This window comes from Rummeliibacillus sp. GQ308 (assembly GCF_059759115.1).
Genome location: NZ_JCAXDQ010000008.1, coordinates 1 through 20,497 on the forward strand (window position 1 = coordinate 1; position 20,497 = coordinate 20,497).

Sequence of the window (20,497 nt, forward strand, 5' to 3'; positions counted from 1 at the left end):
ATAGTTAAGGTATTAAGCAGATTATGCTTAATACCTTTTTATTTTGTTTAAATGTTATTAGGGTAGATTTCTATTCTAATATTTAATGGTTGCACCCCTTATTTTCGCTTTTTACGATTTAATCATTATTGAATGTGCTATCCATTTGTCTAATTTTTCTCACCATTATGCACTTTAAACTTGGTGATATTTTTATAATTATTAATTGTATGTTCCAGGAAGTAGATTTTAGTAACTCAATGAAGTATAGGATAAATTATTTTAAAAATATATAAATTATCAATAATGCTAGACGAATGCGTAGCATATGATTAAATACACTTGTTTAGCACATAGCTATACTGGCCTCAATAAGATTAGTAAACGTCTCTAGCAACATGTATAATAAACATACCAGTAGTCATGAAAGGATATAGAGATGAGTAAATTATTTTTCACATTTGAAGGCCCAGAAGGAGCAGGTAAAACCACAATTTTAAAAATGGTTGTTAGTAAACTGCAAGAAGAGGGAAAGAAAGTAGTAGCGACACGAGAACCAGGCGGAAGTGTAATTGCTGAAAAAATACGCCAAATTATATTAGATCCTTCTCATTTAGAGATGGATCCAAAAACAGAAGCGTTATTATACGCGGCGGCTAGAAGCCAGCATTTTGTTGAAAAGATAAAGCCTTCATTAGATGAAGGAAGTATTGTTTTGTGTGACCGTTTCTTGGATTCTTCATTAGCTTATCAAGGTATAGGCAGAGGCCTAGGTATTGATGCGGTAAAGAGCATCAATGAATTTGCTATAGGAAATCGCTTGCCTGACGCAACGATTTTGTTTGATATAGACCCTCAAGTAGGACTTGATCGAATAGCCGCGCATAGTGAACGCGAGGTCAATCGATTAGATGCAGAAAGTTTAGCTTTCCATCAAAAGGTACATCAAGCATACTTACAATTAGCAGATAAATATCCAACTCGCATTTATAAAGTAGATGCCAATAAGCCCCGAGAAGAAGTTTTTCAATCTGTATGGAAAATTATGATCGAATTATTGAACTAATGAATTATTACTGTGTTTTAAAGTGTGGTATAATAGAAAAAAGAAATAGAGGAGTGAATGCCGATGAAATTAGTTGTGGCAGTAGTTCAAGATCAGGATAGTAACCGTCTTTCTAACGCTTTAACGAAACATGATTTTCGCGCAACAAAATTGGCCAGTACTGGAGGTTTCCTTCGTTCAGGTAATACAACCTTCTTAATTGGTACTGAGGATTCACTAGTTCAAAAATTATTAGGCGTTATTCGAGATAATTGCCGCTCCCGTGAACAAATGGTAGCTCCTATCTCACCGATGGGCGGAAATGCAGATGCATATATCCCATACCCAGTAGAAGTAGAAGTAGGCGGCGCTACTGTCTTTGTATTACCTATCGAACAGTTCCATCATTTCTAAACGGTGGAGGGAACATTTTTTTGAAGATTAATCAAGATTTACGGATCGGTGTAGACACAACTAGACAAAAATTGCCTAATCACCAGCCAACTGCACGTTTTGGAGATTTTGTTGTTCAGTCAGGACAACGAATGCAAACAGAGCAATTAACAAGACTGTTAGGTGATATATCGACCGCTGGTGATCGTATTGCAAAATCCAAAAACCTTCGTGATTTAGCTAAATTTAAAATGCTTGTGAAGCGATTTTTAAAAGAAGTCATCTCTTCGGGGATGGAATTAAAGCAATCGCATACCTGGAACCGTTTTGGGGAAGGGCGTCGGTTGAAAATAGTGCAAACCATTGATGACAAACTAATTGAACTGACGGAGGACCTTTTAAATGAAGAAAAATCTTCCGTTGATTTATTAGCTAAAATAGGTGAGATTAAAGGACTGTTAATCAATCTGTATACGTAGAGCCCGTGTTATTCGGTACGCCGAAGCACGGGATTTTTTCAAAACAAGAGGGTGTGATGGAACCGTGGAGAATATAGAAGACTTACTTCAACTGCAGCCTATTGTAACGAAACAGCTTCAAACCATATTCGAAAAAAATCGTGTTGGACATGCCTACATTTTTGAAGGCTCTAAAGGAACTGGCACTGAAGAATTAATGCTTTTTTTTGTTCAATTAATTTTATGTGAAAATCCCCGCTTGAATGTTCCATGTGAAACATGCAGAAACTGTAAGCGTATCCTATCTGGCAATCATCCTAACCTTCACCAACTATACCCGGATGGACAATTTATAAAAGTAGATGCGATAGACACATTGCTTAGTGAGATGAGCAAGACAGGCTTAGAAGCAGGACGCAAGGTTTATGTGATACATAGTGCTGAACGTTTAAACGTAAAGTCAGCCAATAAATTGTTGAAGTTCTTAGAAGAACCTGAAGGAAACGTGACAGCCATATTTTTAACAGAAAATATAAATGCTATTATTTCAACGATTCGCTCTCGTTGTCAACATATTAAATTTAGAGATATACCACGAAATATATTGATTGAAAAATTAACGGAGAGTGGAATTACCCAATCTATGGCAGCAACAGTCAGCATGTTGACCCATAATGTTGAGGAAGCTTTTGCTCTTGCAAAGGATGAGTCGTTTGCACAGGCAAGAAAAACAGTGTTAAAATTGGTAGAAGCAACCTTTAAAAATGTACATGAAGCAATGCTTATCATACATGAAGACTGGTTGCCTCAATTTAAAGAAAAAGAGCAAGTAGAAATTGCTTTAGATTTAATGCTGTTTGCCTTTCGTGACATTGTCTCCATTAAAGCTAATTCAGAAGTAATGTGCACATACCCAGATACGTTATCCGTATTCAAGGATGCTGCACTTCGAACAAGCTTCAATACACTATCAACTCAATTGCAAGCAATATTAACAGCTCGCAGGCAATTGAAAAGCAATATGAATAAAACGCTAATGATGGAACAGTTGATTTTAAATTTGCAGGAGGTAAAATCCTTTGTATAAAGTAGTTGGTGTCCGTTTTAAAAAAACGGGTAAAATATATTATTTCGACCCTGGCGACTATCTGTTAGAAAAAGGCCAATACGTCATAGTTGAAACAGCAAGAGGCGTAGAATACGGAAAAATTGTTGTAGCAATGAAGGAAGTTGGAGAAAATGATGTCGTATTGCCTCTTAAACAAGTAGTTCGTCCTGCTGATGAACGTGACCGCATTCAAGTCGATGAAAATGAAACTGAATCGACACGTGCATTTGGAATTGCCACGGATAAAATAGTAGAACATAGTTTAGAAATGAAATTAGTAGATGTTGAATATACGTTTGACCGCAATAAAATTATTTTTTATTTTACAGCTGAAGGCAGAGTCGACTTCCGAGAATTGGTTAAAGATCTTGCAGCTATTTTCCGTACACGTATCGAGCTCAGACAGATAGGTGTACGGGATGAAGCGAAAATGTTAGGTGGAATAGGACCATGCGGCAGAATGCTTTGCTGTTCTACCTTCTTAGGAGATTTTGAACCTGTGTCCATAAAAATGGCAAAAGATCAAAATCTCTCGCTCAATCCTTCTAAGATTTCAGGTCTATGCGGTCGCTTAATGTGCTGTTTAAAATATGAAAACGATGAGTATGAAGAGGCGCGGGCACATATGCCAGACATTGGGGAAACAATTAGAACGCCGGATGGCAGAGGAAAAGTCAGCGGCCTAAATATTTTAGAAAGAATACTTCAAGTGGAGTTATATGAGGAGCAGCGAATATTAGAATACACATTGGACGAAATTCTTCAATACGAAAGTTCAGTTCAATAGATAATAACGAGGTGGCTTGAGTGAAGGACCGTAATTTTTTAGATACTGTTATGGAGTTCGAACAACAGCTTGAATCGATGCAAAAACAATTTGAGGCATTGAAGAAATTTGTTGCACTCATGATGGAAGAGCATCAAACATTACAGATGGAGAACAGCCATCTGCGTTCTCGCTTAGAAGAAGTCCTTTCTGTCCATCAGAAAGAGAACGAAAAAGAAGCCATTCAAGAGAAACAAAATGCGATGGATATAGGGGAGGGCTACGATAATTTAGCCCGTCTCTACCATGAAGGATTTCATGTTTGCCATGTTCATTTTGGCAGTTCACGAAAAGGTGAAGACTGTTTATTCTGTTTGTCATTCTTAAATAAACAATAATAATAAAAAGGCTGATTCCACATAAAAGTTCGTGGTGGTCAGTCTTTTGCTATGTGGAGGATTTTTAATGGAAGACTGGTTAAAGGAAGATGAAAGAATGGACTATTTACTGGCAGAGGATTTGCGCATAATCCAAAGTCCATCTGTATTTTCATTTTCACTGGATGCTGTGTTGTTATCGAAATTTGTTAACGTTCCTTTTCAAAAAGGAAAGCTGGTGGATTTATGTACAGGCAATGGTGTAATTCCTCTCTTTTTAAGTGCGCGTACAAAAGGGCATATCACCGGTGTAGAATTACAAAGTCGGTTGTATGATATGGCTGAAAGAAGTGTACGCTATAACAAATTAGAAGATCAAATAACCATCATACAAGGAGATGTACGTACCATTTCACCCCAACTAGGAGTAGAAAAATATGATGTGGTGACATGTAATCCTCCTTACTTTCCTGCACATGAGGCAAGTGAAAAGAACCTTAAAGAACATGTTGCAATTGCTCGACATGAAATTCACTTGAAGTTGGATGAAATGATTTATTCAGCAAGCAAACTCTTAAAGCAGGGCGGGAAGGCAGCGTTTGTACATAGGCCAGGTCGCCTTTTAGATATTGTGACCGCAATGCGAAACAATCGATTAGAGCCAAAACGGATACGCTTTGTCTATCCGAAAGAAGGTAAGGAAGCTAATACACTCCTAATTGAAGGCATAAAAGATGGCAAGGCTGATCTAAAAATATTGCCCCCTCTTTATGTGTATGGAGACGATGGTGCTTATACACCAGAAGTAAGAGAGATGCTATATGGCGAAAACGAATAAACATATGATGTATGTGGTAGAATGCAGCGATGGCAGTTATTATACAGGCTATACTAATAATTTAGAGAAGCGTTTGGCTGCACACAATGCTGGTAAAGGTGCAAAATATACGAAACCGAGATTGCCTGTACACTGTATTTACGCTGAAGCATTCCATACAAAGCAAGAGGCCATGAGTGCAGAATACCATTTCAAACAATTATCTAAAAAGCAAAAGATCGACTATATTGCAGCATGGAGTGAAAAAAGTGAAATCACAAAAGAGTTCAATGCATGAACAGCAGAGTTGCTTGTACTTAGTAGCGACACCTATAGGAAATTTAGAAGACATAACAATGCGTGCCATCCGTATTTTAAAAGAAGCAGATATTATTGCAGCGGAGGATACACGGAATTCTAGAAAAATTTGCAACTATTTTGAAATCGACACACCCTTAACCAGCTATCATGAGCATAATCTGGAGCAGGGAGGAGAAAAAATCTTACACTATTTACGAGAGGGAAAAAAGGTTGCATTAGTTAGCGATGCTGGTCTGCCTTGTATTTCTGACCCTGGAGCAGATATTGCAGCTAAGGCAATTGATGAAGGATTTGCAGTCATCCCTATACCAGGAGCAAATGCTGCACTCACAGCTTTAATTGCATCTGGTCTTACTCCTCAACCATTCTTCTTTTACGGCTTTTTAAGTCGAAATAAAAAGGAACGAAAAGAATCTTTAGAGAACTTAAAAAAACGTCAGGAAACCATTCTTTTTTATGAAGCACCACACCGCTTAAAAGATACTCTTAAAGACATGCAAGCCATATTAGGCGATCGAAAAATCGTCATGGCACGTGAATTGACAAAGAAATTTGAAGAATTTTTGCGTGGTACTTTAGAAGAAGCGGTTGAATGGGCAATGGCTAATGAAATCCGAGGAGAATTTTGCTTAGTAGTAGAAGGAAGCAAAGAAGCAGAGGAAGATGAAGAAGATAACTGGTGGACACAACTGACAATAGAAGAACATGTCAACCTTTTAATCGAAGAACAAGGTATGTCGTCAAAAGAAGCAATTAAAGAAGTAGCAAAAATACGGAAACTAAGTAAACGAGAAGTTTATCAAGCATATCATGTAGAATGAAACAATAAAAAAATGAAAAGGCCCATGTGGATGAGTAGCATTCCACGTGGGCCTTTTCACTAATATATTAAACAAGATTCATGACGGCTCTCAAAAATTGTTTTAAAAATAACAAACGGTAGCTAAAGCACCCTCGATGATATGCTAAGCCTTATTTATTTAATTTAGATTGGATTTCTTTAATAAGAATTTGTGCGCCTTCAGGGCTAAGGATTAGATTGCCTCCAGCTAAGCGGAAGTTATCATCTGATACTTCGCCAGTTACAGCACAAGTCATATTAGGCATATATTTTTTTAAGATGATTTTATCGTCATCCACGTAAATTTCTAGTGCATCTTTTTCAGCGATACCAAGAGTACGGCGAAGCTCGATGGGAATAACCACGCGTCCAAGTTCATCAACTTTACGTACAATACCTGTAGATTTCATAATTAGTGTTCCTCCTATATAAGCTATATATTATTGTTTTTCGTCAAAATTCGACATAATATTCCTTGACTAAGCATTAGTATACCAACTAATACCATATACGTCAATTATTTTTTAAGTTATTTTTTCAACAATTTTCAAGAAATTACCGTTCTTTAAGGAGATTTATCTTATTGGATGTTTTTATTTTGAACAATATTTGTATTTATATACGCTATTTATCTTATTTTTTCAAGAAACACTGTAATACGATGTTATTCGACACGATTTGACAAAAACTGAAGAAGTAATCTTTAATTGAAAGGTTTTTCCGTCTCCTATAGAATAGGAAGTATACTGTAAAGCACTGGAGGAAGTTTTCGTGACAAATGAAAAGAAAACATTCTATATCACAACCCCGATTTATTATCCAAGCGGCAAGTTTCATATTGGTACTGCCTATACAACGGTAGCTGCTGATACAATGGCTCGTTATAAACGTTTGCGCGGTTTTGATGTTAAGTTTCAAACTGGTATGGATGAACATGGCCAGAAGATTCAAGAAAAAGCAGAAGAGGCGAATAAAAATCCGCAAGTATATGTAGATGAAATCGCTCAAGCAGCTAAAAAACTTTGGAATATAATGGATATTTCATATGATGACTTCATCCAAACAACCGAAGATCGTCATACAAAGGTCGTAGAAAAAATCTTTAAAAAGTTTTTGGATAATGGCGACATTTATAAAGGAGAATATGAAGGTTGGTATTGTACGCCTTGTGAATCGTTTTTTACAGAAACACAGCTGGATAATGGCAAATGCCCGGATTGTGGTAGACCAGTCCATAAGGTAAAAGAAGAATCCTACTTCTTTAACATGAAAAAATATGCTGATCGTCTTTTGGCATACTACGAAGAGAATCCAACTTTCATTGAGCCTGAATCACGAAAGAATGAAATGATTAACAACTTTATCAAGCCAGGTCTTGAGGATCTTTCTGTATCTCGTACTTCATTTGATTGGGGAATACGGGTTCCTGGCGATCCAAAACATGTCATCTATGTATGGGTAGATGCATTAACGAACTATATTACAACATTAGGGTACGATACAGACAATGATGCCGAATTTAAAAAATATTGGCCTGCAGATGTACATGTAGTAGGAAAGGATATTGTGCGCTTCCATACAATTTATTGGCCGATCTTCCTAATGGCATTAGATTTGCCACTTCCTAAAAAAGTATTCGCTCATGGCTTTATTATGATGAAGGATGGTAAGATGTCCAAGTCTAAAGGCAATGTCGTATACCCCGAGATGCTAATAGAGCGCTATGGATTAGATGCTACTCGCTACTTCTTACTCCGTGAGCTGCCATTTGGACAAGATGGTGTATTCTCGCCTGAAGCATTTGTCGAAAGAGTAAACTTCGACCTTGCAAATGACTTAGGAAACCTCTTAAACCGTACGATTTCGATGATGAATAAATATTTCGATGGCGTCATCCCAACTGAAGGACTTATTCCAACAGAGTTCGATGAAGCATTAAAGAACCAGGCAAAAGAAACAAAAGCACGTTACGAAGAAAATATTGAAAAAATGCAATTTAGCCAAGTGTTAAGTGACATTTGGGCACTTGTTTCTCGTACGAATAAATATATTGATGAAACACAGCCATGGGTACTTGCCAAAAATGAAGAGCTTCAAGGCAAGCTTGGAACAGTTATGTATAATTTAGCTGAAAACCTACGCAAGATCGCTATTATGGTTCAGCCATTCATGACCCAAGCTCCAAAAGAAATCATGCACCAGCTTGGTTTAAGCGAGGATTTACTTGCTTGGGAAACATTAGATGACGAAAATGGCATTCCAGCGAAAACGAAAGTGATCGACAAAGGTGTTCCAATTTTCCCACGTCTAGATCCAGAAGAAGAAATTACGTATATCCGCGATCAAATGCGCGTTTCTGTTAAAACAGAAGAGCCGAAAAAAGAGGAAGAACCAAAAGATGAATTTCCTGAAATAACGATTGATGATTTTATGAAAGTCGATTTGCGCGTGGCTACGGTTACAGCTTGCGACAAGGTGCCTAAAGCAGATAAATTATTAAAACTTCAACTGGATTTAGGCTATGAAAAGCGTCAAGTTGTGTCAGGTATTGCGCAATATTACAACTCAGAGGAATTAATTGGACGCAAAGTAATTGTGGTAGCCAATTTAAAACCTGTAAAACTTCGTGGCGAATTATCTCAAGGGATGATTTTAGCCGGCAGCAAAGATGGTATTTTAACACTGGCAACAGTTGATGAAAAGCTTGAAAACGGCGCCCAAGTAAAATAGAAAAGGAAAAAGCCTGCCTATAAAGCAGGCTTTTCTTTTCAAATAAGCGTCATATTAGAGAAATTTGTAAAACAGTTTTTTTTAGTTTTTTAGACCTATTAAGCGAATATATTTTATGTTTCGACAGTTATCTTTATGAGTAAAAAGTATAGAAACAGATGAAATGTTTGTAATATAAATGTAATTTGACTGTGAAGCGTGAAATAATTTAATTCGTTACAATGAAATTCATGTGAGGAGAATGAAAATGTTTATCGATACACACGTCCATTTAAATTCTGAACAATACGAAGAAGATCTTCAACAAGTTATTGACCGTGCGTTAGCCAATAATGTAAAGAAAATGGTAGTAGTAGGTTTTGACCAGCCGACAATCAAACGTGCAATGGAACTGGTGGAAACATACGACTTTCTTTATGCAGTAATCGGCTGGCATCCAGTAGATGCAATTGATTGCACACAAGAAGATTTAAATTGGATTGAGCGTTTAGCTGCCCACCCGAAAGTTGTAGCTATTGGCGAAACAGGATTAGATTATCACTGGGATAAATCGCCAAAAGAAATACAGCAAGACTTACTTAGAAAACAAATTCAACTTGCGAAACGGGTAAAACTGCCGATTGTCATTCACAATCGTGAAGCAACAAATGACTGTATCCGCATTTTAAAAGAGGAAGATGCTTCAGAAGTAGGCGGTGTTATGCATTGTTTCAGCGGTAGTGTAGAAACAGCTAAAATCTGTATTGGGATGAATTTTATGATCGGTTTGGGCGGACCAGTGACATTTAAAAATGCCAAAAAACCAAAAGAAGTTGCTGAAGCTATTTCCCTAGACTATTTGATGGTAGAGACAGATGCGCCATTTCTTGCTCCGCATCCTCATCGCGGTAAAAGAAATGAACCCTCTTATGTACCTTTAGTTGCGGAAGAAATTGCAAGACTAAAAAACATAGCAGTGGAAGAAGTAGCCGAAGCTACAACGCAAAATGCACTTCGTTTCTATAACATTTCAAATTAAAAGACTGAACAAACGTCTCCCACACAAAAAATATGAATAGTTTTCATTAGTTAGGAATAATACTAGTTACTGGAAGTTAAATTAGCAATTAGTATTTTTCAAAAAGCAAAAAAGGAGGCGTTTTTTCATGATGAAAGAAAAGTTGTCTATAACAAAGAACTTAAAAAGAATATTTGGCGTGACAGTCTTAGCTATTATGGCATCACCTGTATTGACGAGCTCTATTTTTGCAGAAAATAGCTTTAATATACAGCAGAACCAACAGGTACAAAGCAATGAAAATGCAATGGATAGAGGAGACACTTCGACTACTGTCGCTGGCTTTTTAAAGCAACCCGCAAATGATGCAGCACAATCGGAAGTTCGAGTAGAAAAGGCCATCGATGTAGTGGAAAACTCCCATAAAAAAATTACAATGGTCAGCTCAGCCCGCAAATATCATACGACAGACCGTTTGAACTTGCGTAAGGGACCAGGTACAAAATACAAAGTAAAGACATTGATACCTAAAGGCCATAATGTAACATACAAAGGTCGCAAAGGAAACTGGTATAAAGTTAGCTACAAGAACCACACAGGCTATGTAGCAAAACAATATTTACGTATTGGTATTAAGAAAGTATCAAAACCTGTGTCTAACAAATCAATGTATGTTTCTTCTACAGCCTATACAGCTTATTGTAAAGGATGCTCAGGTAAAACAGCTACAGGGATCAATCTGCGCAAAAATCCATATAAAAAGGTAATTGCAGTCGATCCTAAAGTGATTCCATTGCGTTCTATGGTGTATGTGAACGGATATGGTCTAGCAGTTGCTGGCGATACCGGGGGGGCCATTAAAGGCCGCAAAATTGACGTCTTTATGCCATCGAAGAAAAAAGCATATAGCTGGGGACGACGTACTGTTAAAGTCACTATTCAAAAGTAAAGTTAAGATTTCCTAAGTGGGAGCTTCCTTATCGATTAATGATAAGGGAGCTTTTTTGTGTCTAATTGAATCTTCATGGATAGTTTTGTATATGCTTATAACCAAAGATCCCGTAGAAACTGTACAAACTATACAATAACCAATAAAATAAACAAAGGAACTTCGAAGAAAAGAGGACTTATAATCCGTGGACATTAAGGAAATTATTGTAGTTGAAGGAAAAGATGATACAACAGCGATTAAAAGAGCAGTAAATGCCGATACAATTGAAACAAATGGATCAGCTATCTCAGATGAGACACTGCGCAATATACAACACGCCCAACATGTAAGAGGTGTCATCGTGTTCACTGACCCAGACTATCCTGGCAGGCGTATCCGTGCCATTATTGAGGAACGAGTTCCTGGTGTAAAACATGCATTCTTGCCCAAGGAAAAAACAAAAGCTAAAAACGGAAAAAGCTTGGGGATTGAGCACGCAAAGGACGAAGATATACGCATGGCACTATCCAAGGTTTATTCGCCACAGCAATCTGAAAAATTTATAAGCACGATTACAATAGACGATTTACTAGCAGCTCACTTGCTCTCTCATCCTGATGCTAAAAAACGGCGTGAACGATTAGGAGAGTTGTTAAACGTAGGTTCAACAAACAGCAAACAATTGATCAAAAGGCTGACAATGTTCCAAATTACAGAACAACAATTCGGTGAAGCCATTCGACAACTGAATCAGGAGGAAAAAAATGAATAAAGATATAGCTACACCACTGCGCACTCAAGAAATACTAAAAAAATATGGCTTTTCATTTAAGAAGAGCCTAGGACAAAATTTCTTAATTGACCCTAATATCTTACGTAATATTGTAAGCCATGCAGAGTTGACAAAAGAAAGTGCTGCCATTGAGATAGGACCGGGAATCGGAGCACTCACAGAGCATTTGGCGCGCTCTGCGGGTAAAGTTATTTCTTTTGAAATAGACCAACGTTTACTGCCCGTACTTGCTGATACGTTGAGTCCTTATGATAATGTGAAAATTATTCATTCCGATATTTTAAAAGCGGATGTATCCAACATACTAGCAGAGGAATGTGAAAATTATAATGATATAATGGTGGTTGCAAACCTCCCTTATTACGTTACAACCCCAATCCTATTAAAATTATTAATGGATAAATTGCCGATACGCGGTATGGTGGTTATGATGCAAAAAGAAGTGGCTGACAGGATATCAGCGGTTCCAGGGACTAAAGCATATGGCTCTCTGTCTATTGCGGTGCAGTATTATATGCAAGCTGAAGTAGTGATGACTGTTCCGAAAACAGTATTTATGCCTCAGCCAAATGTCGATTCGGCGGTTTTACGCCTTCTCCGTCGTGAAAAACCGCCGGTAGAGGTCATTAATGAAGCGTTCTTTTTTGAAGTAACGCGGAGTTCGTTTGCTCAGCGTCGCAAAACAATACTAAACAATCTGCAATCACAGTTGGAGAATGGAAAAGCGAAGAAGGACCAAATTTTATCTGCGCTTGCAGAGGTGAATATAGATCCAACTCGTCGCGGTGAAACCCTTTCTATTGTTGAGTTTGGAAGATTAGCTGATGCTTTATTACCTCACTTCCAAAAATAACCACTATATTGATATAATGATAAAAAATATTTTTTTATAAAAAATTTATTGACAACGTTTTAACAGATTGATAAAATATAAATTTTATGTTGACAATATTTCAGACATTTTGTATAATGGTTATTAGTGAGGTGTAAGCGAAAATGCCAAAAACTTTAGCCGACATTAAAAAGTCGTTAGATTGTCATTTGGGTAGACGTTTGCAATTAAAAGCAAACGGTGGTCGCAAGAAAACGATTGAGCGCGCTGGAATATTACGTGAAACATATCGCGCAGTATTTGTAGTTGATCTTGATCAAGACGATAACGCGATTGAGCGTGTGTCTTACAGCTACACAGATATTTTAACAGAAGCAGTAGAAATAACATTTGATGATGAGGTTGCAACAGGTGTTGCTGCAGCTAAATAAGCAAACAGAACTATAAACCAAAGCATTTTGTACAGCACTCTAGAAACACTCTGGCATACAGAGAATGTTTTTAGAGTGTTTTTTATATTGTTGGTTATACTAAAAGCCCAGGCGTTAAAGGGAGGAATTTCGTATGGCGAGAAAGTCAATTATGTCCGAACAGTTGAAAATAGAAATCGCAAAAGAATTAGGCTTTTACGATACGGTTCAACGTGAAGGATGGGGCGGAATCAAAGCGCGAGATGCTGGAAATATGGTGAAGAGGGCTATTGAAATGGCGAAAGAGTCTTTAGCAGACGGCCAAAAGCAGTAAATATTTTCACGTATATTAACAAATAGACGCACTGGAAAAGGCAGTTCTTCCTAAATGATAGGAAGGCTGCTTTTTGTTTTATCCCACGTATCAAGCGAATGGCTCATCAAACATAACCTGTGGTAAAATAGTGTGAAGTAGACAAAGAACGGAGATTGCTTCTTCTTTTATATTTGAAAGGAGGCGGAGGTATGCTTTATGTAAAAGCACCTGCCAAAATAAATTTAACGCTGGATGTACTATACAAAAGGAAAGACGGCTACCATGAGGTTGAAATGATTATGACGACTGTGGACTTAGCAGATCGCGTCGGTTTATCAAAACGGAGTGATGGGCAAATCCATATACATTCAAGTAGCACCTTTGTGCCGGATGACCAACGAAATTTGGCATATCAAGCGGCCAAGCTATTACAAGATACATACGGAGTCAAAGATGGTGTCTCCATTTCTATTGATAAGCAGATTCCAGTAGCTGCTGGTCTAGCAGGAGGAAGCAGTGATGCTGCTGCAACATTAAAAGGGTTGAATACTCTTTGGAATTTAGGGTTAACCATTGATCAATTGGCAGAATTAGGAGCAGAAATTGGATCAGATGTTTCTTTCTGTGTATACGGTGGAACCGCTATAGCCACAGGCAGAGGCGAAAAAATCAAACATATCGCAACTCCACCTGCATGTTGGGTAATACTGGCAAAGCCTGCGATTGGCGTTTCAACAGCAGCAGTGTATGGCGGTCTAGATATGAATAAGGTCGAACATCCAGACACACAACAAATGGTACAAGCTATTGAAGACAAAGATTATTCTCGATTATGCAACAGCGTTGGTAATGTTTTGGAGAGCGTAACATTAGAACTTTATCCCGAGGTATCCATTATTAAAGAGCAAATGAATAGATTTGGGGCAGATGCCGTATTAATGAGTGGCAGTGGGCCAACAGTTTTTGGCTTAGTTCAAAATAAAGCACGGGTGAGTCGCATCGTTAATGGCCTGAGAGGCTTTTGCGATGAAGTATATGCAGTGCGTTTAATTGGTGAAAGAGATGCACTTGCTTAAAGACGCATAATTGTGGTATTTTTTGATTAAAACATTCGGGTAAAAGGAGAGGGTGCTATGAAATGGAAGCGCAGTGAGCGTCTTGTTGATATGACGCATTATTTATTGGAGCATCCACAAAAGCTAATCCCCCTTACTTTTTTTTCAGAGTTATATCAATCTGCTAAATCCTCCATTAGTGAGGATTTGACAATTGTAAAAGATACATTTGAAGAAAGAGGAATTGGGGTTTTAGTGACAGTTCCCGGAGCAGCAGGCGGGGTCAAATATATACCCAAAGTGTCTGAGAAAGTAGTCAAAGAGGTAATTGACGAATTAATAAGTGAGTTAGGCCATTCCGACCGTCTATTACCAGGCGGCTATTTATTTATGACGGATTTACTTGGCAATCCCGAATTAATGAATAGAGTAGGGAAAGTATTTGCATCAGCTTTTTGTAGCCAGGAAATAGATGTCATTATGACAGTTGCGACTAAGGGAATTTCGATAGCTCATGCCATTGCAAGACACTTAAACGTACCGGTCGTAGTCGTGCGCAGAGATAACAAAGTAACCGAAGGCTCAACTGTCAGCATTAACTATGTTTCAGGCTCATCACGCCGCATTGAAACGATGGTTTTATCAAAACGTAGTATGAAAAGCGGTCAAAGAGTGCTTGTTACAGACGACTTCATGAAAGTCGGCGGCACGATGAATGGCATGAAAAACCTGATTGAAGAGTTTGATTGCACACTAGCAGGAATGGCTGTACTAGTAGAGGCCGCACATACAGATGAACGTTTAGTCGACAATTATTACTCTTTAGTAAAGTTAAAAGAAGTAAATGAAAAAGACCGTACGATCAAATTAGAAGAAGGCAACTATTTTTCGAAAGGCGGATATGACAGATGAAAGTAATCTCAACAAAAAATGCTCCAGCAGCAATTGGACCATATGTCCAAGGAATGGTAGTCAACAATACTTTTTACAGTTCAGGCCAAATTCCGTTAACAGCGGAAGGTGAATTTGTTGGCGGAGATATTACGGAGCAAACAAATCAAGTATTCGAAAACGTCAAAGCCGTTTTGGCTGAAGCAGGTTCTTCACTAAACCAAGTGATTAAAACGACAGTCTTTTTAACTGATATGGAAGACTTTGCAGTAATGAATGAAATCTATGCCGAATATTTTGGCGCACATAAACCAGCTCGCACAACAGTGGAAGTATCAAAACTGCCAAAAGATGCAAAAGTTGAAATCGAAGTAATTGCTTTAGTATAAAACAAAAGGCCATGATTTTGTGGCCTTTTTATTTTGTTTAAAATAATATTTTAAATTTTATAAAAATTTTTTATAATAAAGAAGGGATTAGCTCTCTGCTTATAGAATTAGGATGTTAATAGATTCTATCTAACAACTAAGATGAGAGGTGGTGAGAAAATGGAAGTAACTGATGTAAGACTTCGCCGTGTAGAGACTGATGGCCGCATGCGCGCCATTGCTTCCATCACACTGGACAACGAATTCGTTGTGCATGATATACGTGTGATTGATGGGAATGCTGGATTATTTGTAGCGATGCCTAGCAAAAGAACGCCAGACGGAGAATTCCGAGATATTGCCCATCCAATCAATTCTGGCACACGATCTAAGATTCAAGAATCTGTATTGCATGCTTATGCCAATAGCCACGAAGATGAACTTTTGGTGCTAGAGGAAGAGAAAGTTTAATAGCGAAAGAAGCCAAGGGCCAATTCTTATTGAATAGGCTCTTTTTTATGTTGAAATTTCCTTTTATGTAAGGATTATTAATCTAACTTGCATATATAGTCTATTACCACATATTTCTCTTAATAAAACCTCCCATAATAGAATTAAAAGAGTTATGATAAAGAGGAAGAACTTTTTAGAAAAAGAATTATATAATAAGTGGTTTCTTAATGATTTGTCAAGTCGTAATGTCTTGAAAATATGTTAAGTTTGCTTTATAGTCAAAAGAGAAAAAATCTGTTTGACTGGAGGACTTGTAAGTATGACCAATATTTATGCCGTAATCTTGGCTGCTGGCCAAGGCACACGTATGAAGTCCAATTTATATAAAGTTCTTCATCCTGTTTGCGGAAAACCAATGGTAGAGCATGTGGTAGATAACATTCAACAATTGGATGCCAGCCGTATCGTTACAGTGGTAGGACACGGTGCAGAAAAAGTGCAAGAACAATTAAATGATCGTAGTGAATATGTTCTGCAAAAAGAGCAGCTTGGCACTGCGCATGCTGTTCAACAAACAGAATCTTTGCTTCAAGATTTAGATGGCACAACGCTGGTGATTTGTGGTGATACACCACTTATACGTCCAGAAACAATGAAAGCTCTCTATGAACATCATGAAGCAAATAAAGCAAAAGCGACAATTTTGACAGCTATAGCTGAAGACCCTACAGGTTATGGACGTATTTTACGTAGCAGCGATGGCAAGGTTGCACAGATTGTTGAGCAAAAAGACGCAACAAAAGAACAACAAGAAGTGACGGAAATCAATACAGGCACATACTGTTTTGATAATAAAGCGCTTTTTGAAGCTTTGAAAGAAGTAAAAAATGACAATGCACAAGGCGAATATTATTTGCCAGATGTAATTGAAATCTTACAAAGTCGCGGAGAAATTGTAGAAGCCTACGTGACTAAAGAATTTTCGGAAACACTAGGTGTTAATGATCGAGTAGCATTAGCACAAGCTGAAAGAATTATGCAATCTCGCATTAATAAGAAACATATGCAAAATGGTGTAACAATCATTAATCCAGACAATACTTATATTAGTGCTGAAGCTGTAATAGGCCGTGATACGGTGATTCAACCAGGAACGATGATTGAAGGCCCTTCTACTATTGGCGAAAATTGTCTTATTGGGTTGAATAGCCAAATCCGAAATAGCCAAATAGGCAACCGTACAAAGATTGATCATTCTGTCATAGAAGACAGTCGGATTGATGATGATGTAGCAGTTGGCCCTTATGCACACATTCGTCCCGCAACGCACATTATGGATCGCGCTAAAGTCGGCAACTTTGTCGAATTGAAAAAGACAACGCTTGGCGAAGGAAGCAAGGCATCGCATCTTACATATCTAGGCGATTCCACAATCGGCGCAGATGTAAATATTGGATGCGGTACTATTACAGTCAACTATGATGGCAAAAATAAATACGAGACGATTATTGAAGACAACGCATTTGTTGGCTGCAACGCCAATTTAATCGCACCGGTTACGATCGGCAAGAATGCATTTGTTGCTGCAGGTTCAACCATTACGAAAAATGTACCAGAAAACGCCCTTGCTATAGGACGTACAAGACAAGAGAACAAAGAAAACTATGTTAACAAATTAAAATAATTAAAACATTAACAGGAGGCCAACATGCCGTATCAATATGCTAACTCAAATTTAAAAATCTTTTCATTAAATTCAAATGAACCACTTGCTGCTGCAATCGCAAAAGAAGTAGGTGTAGAGTTAGGGAAATGTTCAGTCAAACACTTTAGCGATGGAGAAATCCAAATCAATATTGAGGAAAGCATTCGTGGGAACGATGTGTTTATCGTTCAATCTACTTCAGCGCCAGTAAACGAAAACTTAATGGAATTGTTGATTATGATTGATGCGTTGAAACGTGCTTCTGCTCGCACAGTTAACGTCGTAATGCCTTATTACGGATATGCACGCCAAGACCGTAAAGCGCGTTCACGTGAACCTATTACGGCAAAATTAGTGGCTAATCTATTAGAAACAGCAGGCGCAACACGCGTACTTGTTCTTGATTTGCACGCACCACAAATCCAAGGCTTCTTTGATATTTTAATTGACCACTTAATGGGTGTTCCTCTATTAGCGGATTACTTCAAGAAAAAAGGCTTTAATCCTGAAGACGTAGTTGTTGTTTCACCAGATCACGGTGGAGTAACACGAGCTCGTAAAATGGCAGAGCGTTTAAAAACACCAATTGCCATTATCGATAAACGCCGTCCAAAGCCAAATGTAGCAGAAGTGATGAACATTGTAGGGAATGTAGAAGGAAAAATCTGCATTTTAATCGACGACATTATTGATACAGCAGGCACAATTACAATTGGTGCGGAAGCACTTGTCAAAAGCGGCGCTAAAGAAGTGTATGCATGTTGTACGCATCCTGTTCTTTCAGGTCCTGCAATTGACCGCATCGAAAATTCAGTAATCAAAGAATTAGTTGTAACCAATTCAATTCAGTTGCCAGAAGAAAAGAAAATTCCAAAAATCAAAGAATTATCTGTTGCGACATTGTTGGCAGATGCCATCGTACGCATTTATGAGAATAAATCTGTAAGTAAATTATTTGATTAATGTTTCGTAGTCTTTCCATCCACATCCTATAGCTTAGGATGTGGATTTTTGTATTTAATGGGTTTCGTTTATTTTTTGTAAGGGTATATACATAAAGCATTAGTTATTTTGAGGAAGGGGACGAAAATCTATGAGCACTGTCATTCAAGCGAATTCACGTGAAACCGGACATCAATCCAATCTTACAAATCTTAGAAAAGAAGGGTATGTCCCAGGCGTAGTTTATGGCTTCCAAGTAGAATCAACACCCATTGCCGTTAGTGCAAGAGAACTCGAAAAAACATTAAGAGAAGACGGACGCAACGCCGTCATTACATTAGAAGTAGAAGACAAAAATGTTCAAGCCGTTCTAAATGATATCCAAAAGGATAATTTAAAGGGCGATTATCTCCATATCGACTTTTTAGCTGTCAACATGTCTGATGCATTAGAAGTAGCTGTTCCGATTACGGTCGTTGGAGAATCCACAGGCGTTAAAGAAGGCGGTGTCTTGCAACAGCCAAATCGTGAGCTGACATTAAATGTGAAGCCTTCTGATATACCTGAGAGCATCGAAGTAGATATTTCAGGGTTAGCCATTGGCGATACAATTACCATTAATGATATTCGGGATCAAGTCGAATTTGAGATTGTCGATGATGATGAATTAACACTTGTGACAATTTCAGCACCAGTTTCAGCGGCTGAGCTAGAAACAGACACAGAAACAGAAGAACCTGTTGCAGACAATGGAGCAGATGAATAATATATACTATTAACCTTGTGCTTTCTTAATTGAAGGCGCAAGGTTTTTTGAATTTAGGGATCAGAGAATATTTAATATATTTTCGTTGCCATATATGAAATAGTAATGATTTATTTTTGCTATTCATAGTATGCAACAAAAAAACTGCTTTCTCTTCGTGCTTATTGTACTTTTAAACTTGGTAAGGTATTTATATATGCTAATATAACCTGTTTCTGTTATATTGGATTAAAGTGAATGAACCGCATCAAATAATGTTTATGTGATAAAATAACTGGGATTAGTAGTAAAGGAAGATGCAAAAATGAAACTTGTGATTGGCCTAGGTAACCCAGGCAAAGAATATGAACATACGCTCCATAACGTTGGTTTTGATACGATTGATTTATTAGCGGAAAAATGGGGTATATCATTAAATCAACAAAAATTTAATGCAATTTATGGAACTGCACATCTTCCAGAAGGAAAAGTAATGGTGATGAAGCCACTTACTTACATGAACCTTTCTGGTGAAGCGGTGCGTCCTTTAATGGATTATTTTGATATTGAGCTGGAAGACATTGTGGTCATCTATGATGATTTAGATTTAGAAAAGGGAAAATTGCGTTTGCGTCAAAAGGGTAGCGCAGGTGGCCATAACGGCATAAAGTCGTTAATCCAACACCTAGGCACACAAAATTTTAATCGTATTCGTATAGGAATTGATCGTCCACCTGTAGGAATGAAGGTAGTCAATTATGTTCTAAGCCACTATCAAAAAGAAGATTTGCCGACTATGGAAGATGCATTTAAAAATGCCGCAGAAGCTTGTGATTATTGGTTGACGAAGCCTTTTGTTGAAGTCATGAATAAGTTCAACTAATTCTTCAAGCATAAAAAACTGAAAGCTGTCTATACTTTTACTAAAGGGAGGCATGCTTATGGCTATTCGTTACAAATGTCGTCATTGCAGTACGGAGATTGGTGTATTGCCATTTGATTCTGATGATAGTATTCGCAAACTGCATCAACTCAATGAAAAAGATGCCCAAGAATTTATCCGTCATGAGCAAAATGGCGATACGACCGTAGATAGTATATGTGAACACTGTGAAGATTCGCTAAAGAAATTCCCGAATTATCATGCATTAAAAAATTGGTTACAGTGAAACGCTTTGGCGCTTTTTGCGTCCAAGGCCTTTTTCTGTATGTACTATAAATAAG

General features: G+C 37.7%; 25 protein-coding genes and 2 pseudogenes. 26 read left to right on the forward strand and 1 reads right to left on the reverse strand.

The window, feature by feature from the left end; genetic code table 11:
- Positions 1-418: 418 nt before the first annotated feature.
- The 9 genes from tmk (at position 419) to rsmI (ending at position 6,085) form a co-directional block, all read left to right on the forward strand.
- Positions 419-1,045, forward strand: coding sequence for a dTMP kinase (gene tmk, locus AC6CHJ_RS16170; RefSeq protein WP_147198233.1), 627 nt, complete (start codon positions 419-421; stop codon positions 1,043-1,045).
- 63 nt (positions 1,046-1,108) lie between these two features.
- A complete protein-coding gene (darA, locus tag AC6CHJ_RS16175) occupies positions 1,109-1,438 on the forward strand; it encodes a cyclic di-AMP receptor DarA (protein ID WP_066791257.1) in 330 nt (109 codons plus the stop codon).
- Between the two features lie 20 nt (positions 1,439-1,458).
- Positions 1,459-1,896, forward strand: coding sequence for a YaaR family protein (locus tag AC6CHJ_RS16180; RefSeq protein ID WP_066791258.1), 438 nt, complete (start codon positions 1,459-1,461; stop codon positions 1,894-1,896).
- Positions 1,897-1,960: 64 nt separating this feature from the next.
- Complete coding sequence (gene holB / locus AC6CHJ_RS16185; protein ID WP_498289339.1) at positions 1,961-2,962, forward strand: DNA polymerase III subunit delta'; 1,002 nt, start codon at positions 1,961-1,963, stop codon at positions 2,960-2,962.
- Positions 2,955-3,770, forward strand: coding sequence for a PSP1 domain-containing protein (locus AC6CHJ_RS16190; RefSeq protein WP_066791262.1), 816 nt, complete (start codon positions 2,955-2,957; stop codon positions 3,768-3,770). The genes holB and AC6CHJ_RS16190 overlap by 8 nt, the downstream gene beginning before the upstream one ends.
- 20 nt (positions 3,771-3,790) lie before the next feature.
- Positions 3,791-4,147: a DNA replication initiation control protein YabA gene (gene yabA, locus AC6CHJ_RS16195; RefSeq protein ID WP_066791264.1), complete on the forward strand. Its 357-nt coding sequence runs from the start codon at positions 3,791-3,793 to the stop codon at positions 4,145-4,147.
- Positions 4,148-4,214: 67 nt separating this feature from the next.
- Positions 4,215-4,964 (forward strand): tRNA1(Val) (adenine(37)-N6)-methyltransferase, encoded by a 750-nt coding sequence (locus AC6CHJ_RS16200; RefSeq protein WP_498289340.1) that lies wholly within the window; start codon positions 4,215-4,217, stop codon positions 4,962-4,964.
- On the forward strand, positions 4,948-5,241 hold the full coding sequence (locus AC6CHJ_RS16205) for a GIY-YIG nuclease family protein (protein WP_498289341.1): 294 nt from the start codon (positions 4,948-4,950) through the stop codon (positions 5,239-5,241). The genes AC6CHJ_RS16200 and AC6CHJ_RS16205 overlap by 17 nt, the downstream gene beginning before the upstream one ends.
- Positions 5,213-6,085: a 16S rRNA (cytidine(1402)-2'-O)-methyltransferase gene (rsmI, locus tag AC6CHJ_RS16210; protein WP_147198241.1), complete on the forward strand. Its 873-nt coding sequence runs from the start codon at positions 5,213-5,215 to the stop codon at positions 6,083-6,085. Before AC6CHJ_RS16205 ends, rsmI begins: the two co-directional genes overlap by 29 nt.
- A gap of 151 nt (positions 6,086-6,236) precedes the next feature.
- Here rsmI and abrB read toward each other — a convergent pair whose 3' ends face one another.
- The gene (abrB, locus tag AC6CHJ_RS16215) at positions 6,237-6,515 is read right to left on the reverse strand and encodes a transition state genes transcriptional regulator AbrB (RefSeq protein WP_066791272.1); all 279 of its coding nucleotides are present in this window, start codon (positions 6,513-6,515) and stop codon (positions 6,237-6,239) included.
- A 361-nt stretch (positions 6,516-6,876) separates the two neighbouring features.
- On the opposite strand from abrB, the gene metG reads away from it, so the two are divergent.
- From metG to AC6CHJ_RS16300, 17 genes and pseudogenes are all read left to right on the forward strand, one after another.
- Positions 6,877-8,835, forward strand: coding sequence for a methionine--tRNA ligase (metG, locus tag AC6CHJ_RS16220; RefSeq protein WP_498289343.1), 1,959 nt, complete (start codon positions 6,877-6,879; stop codon positions 8,833-8,835).
- Between the two features lie 247 nt (positions 8,836-9,082).
- Complete coding sequence (locus AC6CHJ_RS16225) at positions 9,083-9,853, forward strand: TatD family hydrolase (protein WP_498289344.1); 771 nt, start codon at positions 9,083-9,085, stop codon at positions 9,851-9,853.
- A 415-nt stretch (positions 9,854-10,268) separates the two neighbouring features.
- Positions 10,269-10,442, forward strand: a pseudogene (locus AC6CHJ_RS16230) (SH3 domain-containing protein); the annotation flags it as partial.
- 51 nt (positions 10,443-10,493) lie between these two features.
- Positions 10,494-10,781, forward strand: a pseudogene (locus AC6CHJ_RS16235) (3D domain-containing protein); the annotation flags it as partial.
- Between the two features lie 187 nt (positions 10,782-10,968).
- Entirely contained in the window at positions 10,969-11,535 is a 567-nt protein-coding gene (gene rnmV, locus AC6CHJ_RS16240; protein WP_446739568.1) for a ribonuclease M5, read from the forward strand.
- Entirely contained in the window at positions 11,528-12,409 is an 882-nt protein-coding gene (gene rsmA / locus AC6CHJ_RS16245) for a 16S rRNA (adenine(1518)-N(6)/adenine(1519)-N(6))-dimethyltransferase RsmA (protein ID WP_249775134.1), read from the forward strand. The genes rnmV and rsmA overlap by 8 nt, the downstream gene beginning before the upstream one ends.
- 143 nt (positions 12,410-12,552) lie before the next feature.
- Positions 12,553-12,819, forward strand: coding sequence for a biofilm formation stimulator Veg (gene veg / locus AC6CHJ_RS16250; RefSeq protein WP_066791286.1), 267 nt, complete (start codon positions 12,553-12,555; stop codon positions 12,817-12,819).
- 133 nt (positions 12,820-12,952) lie between these two features.
- Positions 12,953-13,132, forward strand: coding sequence for a small, acid-soluble spore protein, alpha/beta type (locus tag AC6CHJ_RS16255; protein ID WP_066791287.1), 180 nt, complete (start codon positions 12,953-12,955; stop codon positions 13,130-13,132).
- 191 nt (positions 13,133-13,323) lie between these two features.
- On the forward strand, positions 13,324-14,190 hold the full coding sequence (gene ispE / locus AC6CHJ_RS16260) for a 4-(cytidine 5'-diphospho)-2-C-methyl-D-erythritol kinase (RefSeq protein ID WP_147198253.1): 867 nt from the start codon (positions 13,324-13,326) through the stop codon (positions 14,188-14,190).
- 57 nt (positions 14,191-14,247) lie between these two features.
- Complete coding sequence (purR, locus tag AC6CHJ_RS16265) at positions 14,248-15,081, forward strand: pur operon repressor (protein ID WP_066791290.1); 834 nt, start codon at positions 14,248-14,250, stop codon at positions 15,079-15,081.
- Complete coding sequence (locus AC6CHJ_RS16270; RefSeq protein WP_147198258.1) at positions 15,078-15,449, forward strand: RidA family protein; 372 nt, start codon at positions 15,078-15,080, stop codon at positions 15,447-15,449. The genes purR and AC6CHJ_RS16270 overlap by 4 nt, the downstream gene beginning before the upstream one ends.
- A gap of 159 nt (positions 15,450-15,608) precedes the next feature.
- Positions 15,609-15,899: a septation regulator SpoVG gene (gene spoVG / locus AC6CHJ_RS16275; protein ID WP_249775135.1), complete on the forward strand. Its 291-nt coding sequence runs from the start codon at positions 15,609-15,611 to the stop codon at positions 15,897-15,899.
- A gap of 301 nt (positions 15,900-16,200) precedes the next feature.
- Positions 16,201-17,565 (forward strand): bifunctional UDP-N-acetylglucosamine diphosphorylase/glucosamine-1-phosphate N-acetyltransferase GlmU, encoded by a 1,365-nt coding sequence (glmU, locus tag AC6CHJ_RS16280; RefSeq protein ID WP_249775136.1) that lies wholly within the window; start codon positions 16,201-16,203, stop codon positions 17,563-17,565.
- 24 nt (positions 17,566-17,589) lie between these two features.
- Positions 17,590-18,549, forward strand: coding sequence for a ribose-phosphate diphosphokinase (locus tag AC6CHJ_RS16285; RefSeq protein ID WP_066791297.1), 960 nt, complete (start codon positions 17,590-17,592; stop codon positions 18,547-18,549).
- Between the two features lie 130 nt (positions 18,550-18,679).
- Entirely contained in the window at positions 18,680-19,294 is a 615-nt protein-coding gene (locus AC6CHJ_RS16290) for a 50S ribosomal protein L25/general stress protein Ctc (RefSeq protein ID WP_498289347.1), read from the forward strand.
- Positions 19,295-19,598: 304 nt separating this feature from the next.
- The gene (pth, locus tag AC6CHJ_RS16295; RefSeq protein ID WP_150285669.1) at positions 19,599-20,156 is read left to right on the forward strand and encodes an aminoacyl-tRNA hydrolase; all 558 of its coding nucleotides are present in this window, start codon (positions 19,599-19,601) and stop codon (positions 20,154-20,156) included.
- Positions 20,157-20,214: 58 nt separating this feature from the next.
- On the forward strand, positions 20,215-20,442 hold the full coding sequence (locus AC6CHJ_RS16300) for an anti-sigma-F factor Fin family protein (protein ID WP_066791303.1): 228 nt from the start codon (positions 20,215-20,217) through the stop codon (positions 20,440-20,442).
- Positions 20,443-20,497 lie beyond the last annotated feature (55 nt).

Coding starts and splice junctions, on each gene's coding strand:
- tmk (WP_147198233.1), top strand. CDS start 419: ATGAGTAAATTATTTTTCACATTTGAAGGCCCAGAAGGAGCAGGTAAA.
- darA (WP_066791257.1), top strand. CDS start 1,109: ATGAAATTAGTTGTGGCAGTAGTTCAAGATCAGGATAGTAACCGTCTT.
- AC6CHJ_RS16200 (WP_498289340.1), top strand. CDS start 4,215: ATGGAAGACTGGTTAAAGGAAGATGAAAGAATGGACTATTTACTGGCA.
- AC6CHJ_RS16205 (WP_498289341.1), top strand. CDS start 4,948: ATGGCGAAAACGAATAAACATATGATGTATGTGGTAGAATGCAGCGAT.
- abrB (WP_066791272.1), bottom strand. CDS start 6,515: ATGAAATCTACAGGTATTGTACGTAAAGTTGATGAACTTGGACGCGTG.
- AC6CHJ_RS16225 (WP_498289344.1), top strand. CDS start 9,083: ATGTTTATCGATACACACGTCCATTTAAATTCTGAACAATACGAAGAA.
- rsmA (WP_249775134.1), top strand. CDS start 11,528: ATGAATAAAGATATAGCTACACCACTGCGCACTCAAGAAATACTAAAA.
- veg (WP_066791286.1), top strand. CDS start 12,553: ATGCCAAAAACTTTAGCCGACATTAAAAAGTCGTTAGATTGTCATTTG.
- AC6CHJ_RS16255 (WP_066791287.1), top strand. CDS start 12,953: ATGGCGAGAAAGTCAATTATGTCCGAACAGTTGAAAATAGAAATCGCA.
- ispE (WP_147198253.1), top strand. CDS start 13,324: ATGCTTTATGTAAAAGCACCTGCCAAAATAAATTTAACGCTGGATGTA.
- purR (WP_066791290.1), top strand. CDS start 14,248: ATGAAATGGAAGCGCAGTGAGCGTCTTGTTGATATGACGCATTATTTA.
- AC6CHJ_RS16270 (WP_147198258.1), top strand. CDS start 15,078: ATGAAAGTAATCTCAACAAAAAATGCTCCAGCAGCAATTGGACCATAT.
- spoVG (WP_249775135.1), top strand. CDS start 15,609: ATGGAAGTAACTGATGTAAGACTTCGCCGTGTAGAGACTGATGGCCGC.
- glmU (WP_249775136.1), top strand. CDS start 16,201: ATGACCAATATTTATGCCGTAATCTTGGCTGCTGGCCAAGGCACACGT.
- AC6CHJ_RS16285 (WP_066791297.1), top strand. CDS start 17,590: ATGCCGTATCAATATGCTAACTCAAATTTAAAAATCTTTTCATTAAAT.
- AC6CHJ_RS16290 (WP_498289347.1), top strand. CDS start 18,680: ATGAGCACTGTCATTCAAGCGAATTCACGTGAAACCGGACATCAATCC.
- pth (WP_150285669.1), top strand. CDS start 19,599: ATGAAACTTGTGATTGGCCTAGGTAACCCAGGCAAAGAATATGAACAT.
- AC6CHJ_RS16300 (WP_066791303.1), top strand. CDS start 20,215: ATGGCTATTCGTTACAAATGTCGTCATTGCAGTACGGAGATTGGTGTA.